The sequence below is a fragment of the Saccharothrix saharensis genome (assembly GCF_006716745.1).
GTDB lineage: Bacteria > Actinomycetota > Actinomycetes > Mycobacteriales > Pseudonocardiaceae > Actinosynnema > Actinosynnema saharense.
Genome location: NZ_VFPP01000001.1, coordinates 2,737,673 through 2,751,489 on the forward strand (window position 1 = coordinate 2,737,673; position 13,817 = coordinate 2,751,489).

Annotated in this window: 13 protein-coding genes; all 13 read right to left on the bottom strand. The window is 73.5% G+C overall.

Annotated elements, in window-relative coordinates; all coding sequences use genetic code 11:
- Positions 1-775: 775 nt before the first annotated feature.
- From FHX81_RS11175 to FHX81_RS11235, 13 genes are read right to left on the bottom strand one after another with little or no spacing between them, the layout of a single operon-like run.
- Positions 776-1,924, bottom strand: coding sequence for an ABC transporter permease (locus tag FHX81_RS11175; protein WP_141977602.1), 1,149 nt, complete (start codon positions 1,922-1,924; stop codon positions 776-778).
- Entirely contained in the window at positions 1,921-3,114 is a 1,194-nt protein-coding gene (locus tag FHX81_RS11180; protein ID WP_246107756.1) for an ABC transporter permease, read from the bottom strand. Before FHX81_RS11180 ends, FHX81_RS11175 begins: the two co-directional genes overlap by 4 nt.
- A gap of 30 nt (positions 3,115-3,144) precedes the next feature.
- On the bottom strand, positions 3,145-4,083 hold the full coding sequence (locus FHX81_RS11185; protein WP_141977604.1) for an ABC transporter ATP-binding protein: 939 nt from the start codon (positions 4,081-4,083) through the stop codon (positions 3,145-3,147).
- 13 nt (positions 4,084-4,096) lie between these two features.
- A complete protein-coding gene (locus tag FHX81_RS11190) occupies positions 4,097-5,125 on the bottom strand; it encodes a right-handed parallel beta-helix repeat-containing protein (RefSeq protein ID WP_141977606.1) in 1,029 nt (342 codons plus the stop codon).
- On the bottom strand, positions 5,116-5,631 hold the full coding sequence (locus tag FHX81_RS11195; protein WP_246107757.1) for a holo-ACP synthase: 516 nt from the start codon (positions 5,629-5,631) through the stop codon (positions 5,116-5,118). Before FHX81_RS11195 ends, FHX81_RS11190 begins: the two co-directional genes overlap by 10 nt.
- Positions 5,628-6,401, bottom strand: coding sequence for an alpha/beta fold hydrolase (locus FHX81_RS11200; protein WP_141977608.1), 774 nt, complete (start codon positions 6,399-6,401; stop codon positions 5,628-5,630). Before FHX81_RS11200 ends, FHX81_RS11195 begins: the two co-directional genes overlap by 4 nt.
- 19 nt (positions 6,402-6,420) lie before the next feature.
- A complete protein-coding gene (locus FHX81_RS11205) occupies positions 6,421-7,269 on the bottom strand; it encodes an ester cyclase (protein WP_141977611.1) in 849 nt (282 codons plus the stop codon).
- Entirely contained in the window at positions 7,260-7,703 is a 444-nt protein-coding gene (locus FHX81_RS11210; RefSeq protein ID WP_141977613.1) for a holo-ACP synthase, read from the bottom strand. The genes FHX81_RS11205 and FHX81_RS11210 overlap by 10 nt, the downstream gene beginning before the upstream one ends.
- Positions 7,700-8,614, bottom strand: a complete 915-nt coding sequence (locus FHX81_RS11215; protein ID WP_141977615.1) for an ACP S-malonyltransferase — start codon at positions 8,612-8,614, stop codon at positions 7,700-7,702. Before FHX81_RS11215 ends, FHX81_RS11210 begins: the two co-directional genes overlap by 4 nt.
- 50 nt (positions 8,615-8,664) lie before the next feature.
- Positions 8,665-9,546, bottom strand: a complete 882-nt coding sequence (locus FHX81_RS11220) for an alpha/beta fold hydrolase (protein WP_141977617.1) — start codon at positions 9,544-9,546, stop codon at positions 8,665-8,667.
- Positions 9,543-10,793: an FAD-dependent oxidoreductase gene (locus FHX81_RS11225; RefSeq protein WP_141977619.1), complete on the bottom strand. Its 1,251-nt coding sequence runs from the start codon at positions 10,791-10,793 to the stop codon at positions 9,543-9,545. Before FHX81_RS11225 ends, FHX81_RS11220 begins: the two co-directional genes overlap by 4 nt.
- The gene (locus FHX81_RS11230) at positions 10,790-11,518 is read right to left on the bottom strand and encodes a nitroreductase family protein (protein ID WP_141977621.1); all 729 of its coding nucleotides are present in this window, start codon (positions 11,516-11,518) and stop codon (positions 10,790-10,792) included. The genes FHX81_RS11225 and FHX81_RS11230 overlap by 4 nt, the downstream gene beginning before the upstream one ends.
- Positions 11,515-13,788, bottom strand: a complete 2,274-nt coding sequence (locus FHX81_RS11235; RefSeq protein ID WP_141977623.1) for a beta-ketoacyl-[acyl-carrier-protein] synthase family protein — start codon at positions 13,786-13,788, stop codon at positions 11,515-11,517. The genes FHX81_RS11230 and FHX81_RS11235 overlap by 4 nt, the downstream gene beginning before the upstream one ends.
- Positions 13,789-13,817: the final 29 nt, after the last annotated feature.

Here is a 13,817-nt window from a genome sequence, read left to right on the forward strand (position 1 = left end):
CGGGCGGACGGGACGACGGCTCCCAGAGCTCCACGCGGCGGCGCGCCGACTTCCCGGCCACCGCACGACCATCGATCGGTGACGCCGCCGGGCACCCCGCTCGCCCGGCACCGCAGGTTCGTGGCCCGCAAGTGGGACCACTCCGCACGTCGACGCACCGGGCGCGCTGACCCGAGCGGCGATCAAGTCGCTCGTACCGCGACTCACCGGGGAGGTCCCGCGGTGGGGTCGTCGGCGGACCCGGGGCGAACTGGCCGGTCTCGGCCACCGCATCGCCGCCTCGACGGTCTGGCGGATCCTGCACGAAGCGGGCATCGACCCGGCACCACGCCACACCGGCCCCACCTGACGACAGTTCCCCAACGCCCAGCCACCGCCGGAAGCGACCAGGCACACAGCCCCTCCGGGACGCTGTCCCCCGCTGCTGCGCCGACTCACCGAAGAAAAACGCGTTCTGGCGGTGGACCACCCGCTCTCCGACAGCGACCTGCGCCCTCTACCCACCCATCCGACGCGCCGTCCAGGAGCAAGCCCGCCGGTCGGGTCGGCGAACTGCCCCGGCCCGACACCGCCGCGGTGGGCGGCTGGTGGGACCGCCAACACCACCCCGGGATCGACCTCGTCGGAGCCGACCGCTCTCCCGTCGCCAACCGCATCGACTTCGCCGGGTCGATCAAGTGGATCGGCAGCACCTTCGACCGCCACGACCTCGGAACGGTCCGCCACTCGGCCGCCGACCTCGTGGTGCGCTCCCACGACGGCGTCGACCGCACGTCTAGACCGTCGCCAGCGCTCGTCGTTCGAACACGACCAGCGCGACGACGAGCACCACCACCGCCATGCCTGCCAGCACCGCGACCTCGACCAGCACCGACCCCAGCCCGGCCGACGGGCGGGACAGGGTGAGCAGGGCGTCCATCGCCCACGAGTGCGGGAACAGGTAGCCGATAGTGCCCAGTGCCTCGCCCGCCACCTCGCGCGGCCACAGGCAGCCGCCCAGCATGCCCAGGACGATGCCCACCGGGGGACCGATGGCGGGTGCCTGCTGCGGTGAGCGCACGAGGGCGCCGACCAGCATCGCGGCGCCCGTGGCGATCAGGCAGAACAGCGCGACGACCACCCCGACGCCCAGCGGGTCCCCCCACCGCACGTCGAACAGGAACCGGCTCACCACGATGATCAGCAACGACTGCGCGAGCGCCACCGCGAACCGGCTCAACGCCTCGCCCAGCAGCACCCGGCTCCGCCGCACCGGTGCGGCCAGGGAGCGGCGGACCATGCCGATGCGGCGGCTCTCGACCAGCGCGGCGGCGACGGCCATCGAGTTGACGAACGTGAACAGCAGCAGGTTCGCGGGCGCGGTGTAGGCGAAGCCGGTCGGCTTGCCCGGCTCCTCGCCGCCCGTCGAGGCGACGGTGACCGCCACCGCCTGCTCCTTCGCCTTGCGCACGTACTCGTCGGCCTGCTCCGGTGACGCGCCCGCCGCCCGCGCCGCGCGGGTCGCCTCCAGCACGGCCGCCACCCTGCCGACCGCCACGTCGATCTCGCTGCGCGCGGCCATGCCGCTGCCGCTGGTCTGGGTCATGACCAGTTCGAGGTTGGTGTCACCCGGTGTCACGATCAGTCCCGCGGCCAGCTCACCCTGGCGGACGCCGTCACGGACCTCCTCCTCGGACTCCGCGCGCCGCACCTCCAGCGCCGCGTCGGACTCCAGCTCGGCGACCACGGCCGCCGACACCGGGTCGGAGGTGTCGGCGACCACGGCCACCGGCAGCTTCGCGTCCGCCGCGTCGCCACCCAGGGCCATGCCGACGAACACGATCGTCACGAACGGCATGACGACGATGAAGAACATGCCGACCTTGTCGCGGAGCTGGCGCTTCAGGTTGGCCAGCACCAGCGCGGTGACGGGGCGGGACCTCACGCGAACCTCCCCTTGCGGAAGCCGAGCAGCGCCAGCGCGCCGGCGACGACGCCGATGCCGGTGACCACGGCGATCGGCCCGAGCACGGCGGACGGCCCGGCGCCGGTGCCCGCCAGCTCCGACAGGCCCGCCGACACCCAGCCGTTGGGCGTGATCAGCGAGACGCCGCGCAGCCACTCGGGCAGGTTGTAGACGGGAACGATGCTGCCGCCCAGGAAGGCGAACACGAACGCCACGCCGAGGGTGTAGCCGTCGGCCTGCGCGTCGGTCTTCGCGCGGCTCGCCACCAGCATCACGATCGCGGTGGCCGCGAACACGTGCGCCAGCAGCAGCGGGAACACCCCGAGCGGGTCTCCCCAGCTCGCACCGAAGATCAGCACCGACGACAGCCAGGTCGCGCACATGCTGACCAGCGCCAGCCCGAACCCGACGGCGCTCTTGCCCACCAGCGCCGTCCACAGCGGCACCGGCGCGGCGCGCATCCGGTCGAGCGTGCCGTTCTGCCGCTCGGTGAGCAGGCTGCGGGCCGTGGTGCCGACGACGAAGAACGCGAACATCACCGCCATGCCCGCGCCGTAGTGCACGGCGAGGTCCACCCGCCCGCCCGCGACCGGGTCGCCGACCAGCGACAGCGCGGGCCCCGCCGCGCCGTTCTCCTCGACGAACAGCTGCACCCGGTCGGCGGGCACGCCCGCCTCCAGCGACGCGCGCACGGCCAGCGTCCTGGCCTCGACCAGGGCCGAGATCCGATCGACCATGCCGCGCGCCACCACACCCGCCAGCGGCGACTCGGGTGACTCCACGACCGACACCTGCCCGCCGCGGCCCGCGCCGACGCCCTCGCTGAACCCGGCGGGGAACACCAGGGCCGCACCCGCCTCGCCGCCGTCGACCGCGCTGCGCGCCGCGGCCTCGTCCGGGTACTGGCGGAAGGTCAGCACGCCCTTCAGCTCATCGGTGTTCAGCGCTTCGCGCTGCACGCTGGCCGGGAACTCGCCACCGTCGAGGTCGACCACGCCGATGGTCGCCTTGAGCGGCGGGTCTTCGTCACCGCCGAGCGCCAGCCCGAACAGTGTCGCGAGCATGATCGGCGCGACGAGCGCGATCAGCGGCGCGGTGCCGTCCCGCAGCCGCGACCGCAACTCGTGGCCGCCCACGACCAGCAGGGCACGCAAGGTGCTCTTCCCCAAGGTTCTCGCCCGTCCCTAGCTCGGTCCGCGTCAGTCGCGCAGGGTGCTGCCGGTGAGGTGCAGGAACGCCGCCTCCAGGTCGGGTTCGACGACCTCGACACCGGTCACGGCGCCGGCCTCGCCGACGGCGGACAGCAGCGCGGGCAGCAGGTGCCGCCCGCCGGCGACGAGCAACCGGATCGACGACGACCCGGTGACCACCGCCTCGGACACGCCCTCCACGACCCGCAGCTTCTCGGCCGCCGCGGTGACGTCGCCGTCCAGCGTCAGCTCCACCCGGTCGGTGCCGCCCAGTTCGGCGACCAGCTCGCGCTTGGTCCCGTCGGCGACCACGCGACCCCGGTCGATGATCCCGACCCGCGTGCACACCCGCTCCACCTCCTCCATGTAGTGCGAGGTGTAGAGCAGGCTCATGCCGTCGCCGACCAGCGCCTCGACCCGGTCCAGGATGGCGACGCGGCTCTGCGGGTCCACGCCGACCGTCGGCTCGTCGAGGATGAGCAGGCGCGGCCGGTGCAGCAGGGCCACGGCGATGTTGGTGCGCCGCTTCATGCCGCCGGAGTAGGTGTCCACCTTGTCGTCGCCGCGATCGGCCAGGCCGACCAGGTCGAGCACCTCGCCGATGCGCGAGGCCAGCTCACGCCGCGGCAGGCCGTAGAGCCTGCCGAAGTAGCGCAGGTTCTCCCGGGCGGTCAGCTCCGGGTACAGCGCGATCTCCTGCGGCACGTACCCGATCAGCCGCTTGGCGGCCACCGGGTCCTCGCCGACGTCGATGCCGCCGACCCGCACCGAGCCCTCGTCCGGGCGCAGCAGCCCGACGAGCATGGAGATGGTCGTGGTCTTGCCGGCCCCGTTGGGGCCGAGCAACCCGTACGCCTCCCCCTCGTCGATGTGGAAGCCGACCCGGTCGACCACGGTCTTGTCGCCGTACCGCTTGACCAGGCCCTCGCACACCAGCGCAGGCGTCATGTCATCCTCTCGATCAGGGTCCGCACCCTTCGATCCGCTCCGGCTGGGAAGCGCCCACCACGTTGTTCCGGAAGCGCTGGTTGCCCGGGTCGGTGCCGATCTGCACGTCGAACGGGCTGTTGCCGGTGACGGTGTTCCACTCGATGGAGTTGTCGACCGAGTCGGACCCGCCCCAGTCCGCCGACGACGCCAGCACCAGCGCGGCGCCCATGACCGACGGGCCGCCGGGTTCGTTGCGGTGCAGCCGGTTGCCGACGATCGAGACCCGCTGGACGCCGATGGCGGCGATGCCGACGCCGGAGATCGGCGGGCCGGCGAAACCCAGCACGCCGGGCTCGTCGCCACCGGAGGCCAGGGTGTTGCCGGTGATGTCGTTGTCCGCGACGAGCACGTCGGCGACGCCGCCGGGCAGCTCTCCCTCGTACGTCTGGTGCAGCAGCAGCACACCCGCCGCGTTGCCGTGGCTGCGGTTGCGCACGACCCGGGCGCGGCTGGAGTTGTCGACGAACACGCCGAAGGCGTTGGCGGTGCTCTCGCAGTCGGCGATCAGCGCGTCGGCGGCAGGGCAGAACGCCAGCGCGATGCCGCCGTACTGGCTGCCCTCGGCGCGGCAGCGCAGCACCTCCACCTTGGCCGACTCGCGCACGTACAGGCCCCACACCGCGTTGTCGACCGACTCGACGTCGACGAGCCGCAGGTCGGTGGCGGTGTGCGCGTAGACGCCCGCGCCGGAGAAGCCGCGCACGGTCAGGCCCTCGACGGTCACACCGGGCACGTCGTGCACGGTGATGCCGCTGACCACGTCGGCGGGCGCGTCGTGCAGTGCCGGCACGGCACTGGGCGCGACAGCGCCGGGCACGATGACCGTGCGGCCCGCGCCCGCGCCGACGAGCGCCACATCCGGGCGGCCGATCACCAGGCTGCCCTCGTAGGTGCCCTCGGCCAGGCGCAGCACCGCGCCGGGCGCGCAGGTGTCGAGCGCTTCCTGGACGGAATCCCCCGGTTGAATGCGTACTTCGGCCGCGGCCTCGGTCACGGGCATCGCAGCGCTCCTCTCGATGTGGTGGTCAGTATGGCAAGGGCGACGATCAGGTCACCGCGGAAGCCCCAGCGGGCCATGCCGACGACGGCCACGCCGTCGCCGGGGTCCGCGGAGCGCTCGGTGAGCCGCGCCAGGGCGGCCGAACCGCTGGCGCCGAACACGGTGTAGGCGCACCGCTCGGTCATCGACACCCGGGTGGCCGCCTCGACCTCGGGCACCGCGGCGGCCAGCAGCGGGTCGGCCCACTCCGCACCGGGCAGCGGCGCCTCGCCGCGCGCTTCGAAGTCGTGCCAGGAGAACCCGGGCGGCCGGCCGCCGATCGCCTTCACCAGGCACTCCTTCACCGCCACCGTGGCCGCGGTGGCGAGGCCGGGATCGGGGTGCAGGTCGCGCTCGGCGGGTGAGGTGACGTGCCGGGTGTAGGCGGGCCCGCTGTAGGACATGGCGCGGGTGACCCGGGCGACGTCCACCACGTCCACCCCGAACAGCATCAGCGGCGCGGTCACCCGGTGACCCCGTCGAGGAACCGCAGCAGCTCGGCGGTGTAGACCTCGCCGCGCTCGATCATCGGGATGTGCCCGCAGTCCTCGACGGTGACGAACTCGGTGTTCGCGTGCCGCGGCACCAGTTCGAGCCACGGCTCGATCGGCGTCATGCGGTCGTGGCGGCCCCAGACGTACAGCGACGGGCACGTGACCTTGTCCATCGCCGGGTCGACCTGGTAGGTCCTGGTGGCGCGGATGCTGCGGGCCATCGCCACCATCGCCGAGCCCTGGCGCAGCAGCTGCGCGGTCGACTCCACCTGCTCGTCGGTGAACAGCGGTTCACCGTGGAAGAGGGCGGCCAGCATGCGGTCGCGGAACTGCTCGCCCTGCAACCGCACGTCGCCGCGCCGGTCCATGTTCAGGCCCACGTCGGGGTCGGCGGTCAGGCCGGGCGCGCCGCTGACCACGATGGCCTTCACCCGGTCGGGGAAGCGGCCCGCGAGGTCGATGGCGACCAGACCTCCCAGCGAGTTCGCGCAGACCACGACCTCCCGCGCGCCGGCCGCGTCCACGGCCTCCATCAGGGCGTCGCCGAGGCGTTCGATGGAACCCGCGACCTTCGCGTCCACGCCGCAGATGGGCTCCTCGGTGCGCAGCACCGGCCAGCCGGCGTCGGCGAGGGCGGCGAACGGGTGGTCCCAGATCCAGCCGCCCGCGAACAGGGCGGACATGAAGGCCACCAGCGGTCGCCCGCCCGCCGCGGGCTGGTGGTCGGCGGTGAAGACCGTCATCGGGCAACTCCTGGCGTCATCAGAACAGGGGGTCGGGGGTCGGGGTGGTGCCGCACGCGCAGGTCCTGCCCGCGCCCGCGTCGACCACCTCCTCGCAGTCGGGGCAGCGCAGGTGCAGGCTCTGCCGCTCCAGCACCCACACGCTGGTGTACGCCCCGGTGCACAGGCCGCTGCGGAAGAACTTCCGCAGGGACCGCTGGTGCGGCCGCGCGTGCACGGCGCGGACCGACTCCGGGCGGTCGAAGGCGCTGATCGTGTACTTGCGGGTGCCGATCTCGAACGTGCCCACGCCGAGGAAGCCCTTCGAGGCGCGCAGCGACTTGACCACCTCGGTGCTGAGCAGGTCGACGTCCGCACCCTCGACCTCGTCGCGGAAGTCCAGGTAGGTGAACGCGAGCACCTGCGGGTAGTCGGTCCTGCCCATCGTGGTGCGCGCGCTGATGCCGTACTCCTGCACCTCGTCGTGGTCGAGGACGAAGCGTGCCGTGTGGCCCAGCGACGAGGCCAGCGCGACCCGGTCGAAGTGGCGGCGCACCCGCACCGCGCCGTCCACGACGGTCAGCACGTCCGCGCCGACCACCGCCGCCGCAGCGCCCGTTCCCGGTATCCCCAGGTAGGGGGCGCGGTGCGTGGCGGCCAGGGTCCAGGTGAGCACGGCGGTGTCGCCCGCGTCGGCGGCCGGCGCGAAGTCGAGCACGAGGTCCGGGAACCGGGTCAGCACGGCCTCGACGTGCGCGACGAGGTCGGCGCCCGACACCGGCTCCGGGGTGTCCGGGTCGGCGAACTCCGCCACCGCGTCCGCGATGGCGGCGGCGTCGCGGGCGCGCCAGGCCGCGGTCCACCGCGCGGCGGTCTCGATCAGGTCCATGCGGTCACCGCTTCCAGGTCGTGGTCCTCGGGGAGCCGGGCCGAGGTCAGTGCCACTGCGAACGCCAGGTCGGCGGTGTGGCTGACGGAGACCCGGATGCGGGTGCCCGCCGCCTCCCTGCCGTCCAGCACGCCGATCAGGCGCACGCCCGGCGGGTGGCCGTGCAGGCAGGCCGCCGTGCGGTCGCACAGGGGCGCGGGCACGGGCAGCACCTCCACCGCGCCCAGGTGCTCCGCGGTCACGGGCTCGTCCAGCAGGCGCAGCACGGCGTACTTGGCCGCGAGCCTGCCCGCCCAGTGCTGGAGGGTGCGCCCGGCGCCGGACCGCAGCCGTTCCGGGCGGGTGAACACGACCTCCAGCGGCATCGGCTCGACCAGCTGCCACGGTGCGGTCAGCCCGCCGAAGGAGACCGCGGCACTTCCCCACGTGGTCATGCCGCGGGCTCCGGGCGGCGCAACCTCCGCACGGCGGCCGGGTCGGCCATGCTGACGCACCGCGCGCCGACGCCGCGCAGCAGCCCGGCGAGCACCTTGCTGTCGCCGACCTCGACCAGGGTCTCGGCGTCGGCGAGCACGCGCATCGTCTCGGTCCACCGCACCCGAGCGGTGAGCTGCGCGATCAGCGCGTCCACGATGGTCGGCAGGTCCGTGGTCGGCTCCGCGGTCGCATTCGGCACCACCGGGACGCGAGGCGGCCGCATCGGTGTCGCGCGCACCGCCTCGGCCCAGCCGTCCAGCGCTCCCGCCATCAGCGGCGAGTGGAACGCGTTGCTCACCTTGAGCGCCACCACCTTGCGGGCGCCGGCGGCTGTGGCCAGCGCCACGAGCCGGTCGACGGCCCCGGTCGCGCCGGAGACCACGGTGTGGTCCGGCGCGTTCTCCAGGCCGACGACCAGCGGCTCACCCGGTCGGGCGGCCTCGGCGGACAGCTCCTCCACCCGCTGCGGCGTCAACCCCAGCACGGCGGTCATGCCACCGGTGTCGGGCAGGTCCGCCATCAGCCGGGCGCGGTCGGCGACCAGGCGCAGCGCGGTGTCGACGTCCAGCACGCCCGCCGCGCACAGCGCGCTGATCTCGCCGACGCTGTGCCCGGCGACGATGTCCGGCTCCACGCCGCGTCCACCCAGGACCGCGAGCGCGGCGAGGTTGCACGCGGTCACGGCGGGCTGCGCGTGCGCAGTGTCGACGAGCTTGTCCAGCGGCCCGCGGGCGCACAGCTCCGACACCGGCTCGGGCAGCAGCTCGTCGGCGCGCGCGAGCACCGCCGCGCCCGCCGGGTCGCGGCGCAGCCAGCCGCCCATGCCGATCCGGACCGTGCCTTGACCGGGGAACACGAAGCCGATCACCTGCGAACCTCCAGTCTCCTGCGCTGCCTTGCCGACGAGCCGGGCGCCGACTAGAGCCGGCGCCGCCGGGTGGGCACCGCCGCGGCCTTCTCGGTGCCCAGGAAGCCCAGCAGCAGCTTGGTGACGATCTCCGGCTGGTCCAGCGGGATCCAGTGGCTGGCGTCCTCGACGCGCTCGTAGCGCCACGAGCCCTTGACGAACTTCGCGGAACCCGTCATGCCCTCTTCGAGCAGCGCCTTGTCCCCGGTGGACCAGATGCCGAGGGTGGGCGCGAGCACGGGCGGGAAGTTGCCCTCCACGCGCAGCTCTGCCTCGGGCGAGCGGTTGGCGCGGTACCAGTTCAGCGCCGCGGTGAGCGCGCCCGGCTTGGCCAGCTCGCGCGGGTAGCGCTGGTGGTCGCCCTCGCCGCCCATGATCTCCTTGAACAGCCGCCACCCGTTGCGCCGCAGGAGCTGCTCGCTCACCCCGGGGAACTGGTAGAAGAGCATGTACCAACTGGCCTTGCGCTGCTCGATCGACGGCGTGCTGAACACGCCGGGGTGGCCGACCGACAGCACGGCGAGGTGGTCGACGCGGCGCGGCATCAGGAACGCGTACATCCACGCGATGGCGGCGCCCCAGTCGTGCCCGACGATGTGCGCCTTGGGGATGCCGAGGTGCTGCGTCAGCGCGACGACGTCGTTGACGATCGTGCGCATGTCGTAGGCCTCGACCTCCTGCGGCTTGCCCGACTCGCCGAAACCGCGCAGGTCGGGCGCGATGACGCGGAAGCCCGCCTCCACCAGGGGGTCGATCTGGTGCCGCCACAGGTAGTGCGAGTCGGGGAAGCCGTGCAGCAGCACGACCGGGTCGCCCTCGCCCTTGTCCACGTAGGCGATGTCGACGCCGTTGACGTGCGCCGACCCGGTCAGCAGGGTGTCCTTGACGCTCATGCCCTCTCCCTGAACAGCCTCTCGGCGAAGAACTCGCTGAACCCGAACTCCGGCACGTCCTCCGGCGGGACCATGTTGAGCAGGCCGGTCACCGACGCGGCGAAGTTCTCGGCCATCAACTCGCGCGCCCGGCGGCGGCGTTCGGCGGCGGCGGGCCCGAACTCGCAGTGCAGCTTGGCGATGATGCCCGCGCCGAAGTGCAGCCGGTCCATCCGGAACTTCCGCTCGGCCAGGTACCCCTCGAAGGCGGCGGGTGACCAGTCGTCGCCGCCGGTCAGCACCTCGCACACGGCCCGGGTGTCGCGCAGGCTGCACGACAGGCCGGTGCCGAGCACCGTGTCGGCGTTGCCCGCCTCGTCCCCGACGAGCACCACGCCGTCCAGGACGATCGGCTGCTCGGGGAACATCGCCACCGACGGCCACAGCTTGAGCGGCCCGATCGCCTTCGCGGCGCCGTACACGGCCTTGCCGCGGTCGGGCAGGGAGGCCAGCTCGAAGTCCGCGATGAACCGCTTCTCGCCCTCCGGGCCCTGGTAGAGCTTCCGGTTGGCGGTCGGGAAGTTGATGTAGAGCCGGGCGTTGCCGTCGCCCTGCGGGAACACCATGAACATCTTCTCGTCCTCGGTGCCCATCGCCTGCACGTCCATCGGCCAGTCGTCCAGGCCGGTGACGCGCAACCCGCCGCCCCAGTGGTGCACCGAGGTCGCCATGGACACGCCGACCTGGCGGCCGACCGTGCAGCCGCGGCCGGTGGCGCCGATGACCATGCGCGGCCTGGCCAGGTGCTCCTGCCCGGCCCGGGTCCAGCGGACCTCCGGGCTGGTCCCGGCGGTGACCTGCACCCGCTGCGCGCCCATGACCACCGTCGCGCCGTTGTCCTCGGCCTGCTCGGCCATCAGCGCGCAGACCTCGTGGTGCGGGAACGACATGGGGCCGCCGACACCGGGCACGAACCGCGTCATGTCCACGGTCTCCGCCTCGGCCGGGTCGACCGTCTCGTCCCACTGCGTCCACTCGCGGATCTCCCACGCGCCGCCGAAGCCGAACGCGTCCTCCACGCCCAACCTCTGCGCCTCGCGCAGGCCCCACGGCGCGATCCACTCGCCCCGCACGATGTCCTGGTACGTCTCCTGCTTCTCCAACAGCACCACGGACAGGCCGTTCAGCGCGAGGTTGGCCGCGGCGGACGCGCCCGCGATGCCGCCGCCCACCACGACGACGTCGATCCCGGTGTGCTCGACGGTCATGCCTGCCACCTCTCCCAGGACGTGCGCTCCTTGGCCGAAACCCTCTTCGCGGGGCGGAAATCGGTGCCGATCGTGTAGGCGACCGGTACCAGGCAGATCTGGGTGACGCCGGCGGGGATGCCGAGCAGCTCGCCGACCTGCCGCTCGAACGGCAGGTGCATGCACGTGATCGTGCTGCCGAGGCCGCGGCTGCGCAGGGCCAGTTGGAACGACCAGACGGCGGGGAAGATCGAGCCGTAGAAGTTGCTGGCCCGCATGGCCCCGATCCGCACGCCCTCCTGCCAGGTGCCGAGGTTGCGGGTGCCGGTCGCGCCGAGCCACTCGGCGTCGATCGCGCCGATGTCCGGCGGCCGACCGAGCACGCACGGGATCACCAGCGCGGGCACCCTGGCGATGGTCTCGGCCAGGGTGGCGGCGGAGGCGTTGTTCTTCCTGGCCTGCGGGTTGTTGCGCCGGCGCCCGGACCGCGTCCACACCTCCTTCTGGTGGAACTGCCAGGAGATGTCGAACAGCTCCGCGAGCTGGTCCTTCACCGCCTGCTCGGTGATCACGACCCAGCGCCAGTTCTGCTGGTCGTTCGCGGTCGGCGCCTGGACGGCGACCTCCAGCGCCTCCTCGATCACCTCGCGCGGCACGGGCCGGTCGAGGTCGAGCCGGCGGCGCACCGACCGGGTGGTGGTCAGCAGCCGGTCGGTCTCCAGCACGTCGAAGGGTGCGCCGGTCATACCGCACCCAGCAGGGTCCCGCCGCGCACCGAGCCGGGCGCGGCGCTGAGCACGAGGGCCTTGGCCGGTGCGGCCGGCAGCTCCGGCTTGGTGACGTAGGACTCGACCGCGCCGGCACGAGGGCTGCTCAGCCCCGCGACGGCCGGTGCGACGCCGTCGCGCAGGGCGAGCGCGGCCAGCGCCAGGTTCAGCGCGCCGGTGGCCGCGCCCGCGTCACCGGTCAGGCCCGCGGTGGCGGTGAGCCGGGCGGACGGGACGGCGTCGAGCACCGCGCCCGCCTCCGCCTCGTCGGTCGCGCCGCCGGTGGCCGCACCGACCACCAGGTCCACGCCTTCGGTGGGCAGCGCGGCGATGGCGCGCTCCACCAGGGACCGCTCGTCGCCCGCTCCGGCTCCCGCGTGGGCGCTGCCCAGCACCCGCGCGTACGGGGTCGCACCCCGGGCGGCGGCGTGCGCGGCGGACTCGACGACCAGGGCCACCGACGCGGACGCGGACGCCTCGCCCGAGTTCCGGTCGTAGGGGTTCACCTGCGTGCCGTCGCCGGACCTCGACGCCTCGTCGGCGGCGACCACGATCACCACCTCCGCCTTGCCCGCGCGGATGGTCTCCACCGCGCAGTCCAGCGCGATGGACGCCGACGCGTTGCCGTTGCAGATGGTGGTGGTCGGGCCGCGCAGGCCCAAGGTCTGGCAGACCGCGCCGCCGGTGGCGTTGAGCACCACGTTGGAGAAGCTGAGCACGGCGGGCTTGTTCGGGTTCGCCAGCACGCTCTCGTCGAACCCGTCGGTGCTCTCCACCGAGCCCGCCGCGGTGGCGAAGATGACGCCCACGTTGTCCAGGGCGGCGCGGGGCAGCTTCAGCTCGGCGTCCTCCCAGGCGAGCCGGGAGGCGGCGATCGCCATGCGGGACAGGTTGTTCATGTGCCGCCACAGCGAGCGCGGCGCGAACGTGCGGCCCTCCAGGGACGGCTCCGCGCCGACCGCGGTGCGGCCGTTGGCGACCGCCTCGGCGACCTCGGCGATGCCGGTGCCCAGGCCGGTGACCGGTCCGAGGCCGGTGAGGACGACCTCGGTGGCGGGCAGTTCGTCGTACTCGCGCGGCCCGCCGGGGCGGCGCAGCACGAGCGAGGCGTTGTTGCCGCCGAACGCGTAGTTGTTGGAGACCACGACGTCCATGTCCAGCGCACGCGCGGTGTTCGGCACGAAGTCCAAGGTGGACTGCGCGATCGCCTCTTCGGTGAACCCGATGGTGGGCGGTGCGGTCGCGGTGCGCAGGGCCAGCACGCTGGCCACCGCCTCGACCGCGCCCGCCGCGCCCAGCGTGTGCCCGATGAAGCTCTTGATGCTGCTGGTCGGCACCTGCGGCGCCCGCTCGCCGAACACGGCGCGCATGACCTTCTTCTCCATGGCGTCGTTGGCGGGCGTGCCGGTGCCGTGCCCGTTGACGTAGTCCACGGCGTCGGCGTCCAGACCGGCGTCGGCCAGCGCCCGGCGCATGGCCGTGGCGCCGCCGCGGCCGGTCGGGTCCGGCGCGGTGGCGTGGTAGGCGTCGGCGGACAGGCCGTAGCCCGCGACCTCGGCCAGCGGCTCCGCGCCCCGGGCCAGCGCGTGGTCCAGCGCCTCCACGACCAGGAACGCGGCGCCCTCGCCCAGGTTCAGGCCGTCCGAGCGGCTGTAGGGGCCGCACGGGCGGGGGCTGAGGGCCTGGAGGCCCGCGAACCCCGCGTAGGTGCCGAACAACAGGGGGTCGACGCCGCCGGCGAGCACCACGTCCGCCTCACCGGTGAGGATCTTGTCCTTCGCCAGGCCGACCGCGTTGCCACCCGCCGCGCACGCGGTCGAGACCAGGATGCGCGGCCCGGCCAGGCCCAGCTTGTGGGCGACGACGTCACCGGTGGCGTGCATCGGCTGGTAGCCGCCCGCAGCGGTCGGAGTGGCCTGGCACTTGCCGAGGACCAGTCCGAACCGCTCGGCGGGCAGGTCCGCGGGCGTGGTCGTGCCCAGTCCCGCCTGGGCGACCGCCTGCCGGGCCGCGACGAGGGCGAGCCGGGCCGTGCGGTCCAGTCCCGTGTCCTCGGCCGGCAGTTGCGCGTCGATCCACCCGTCGGGCACCTGGCCCGCGAACCTGGCCTCGAACGCGGCGAACCGCTCGTCGTCCACGGCGGTGATGCCGCCCCCGCCGGCGGTGAGCCGCGCCCAGAACTCCTCCGGGTCCCGACCGACCGCGCAGATCACCCCGACCCCGGTGATGACCACTGGCCGCAGCGCCATGCTTGCTCCTCCTCGCGACCCCCGGGCGA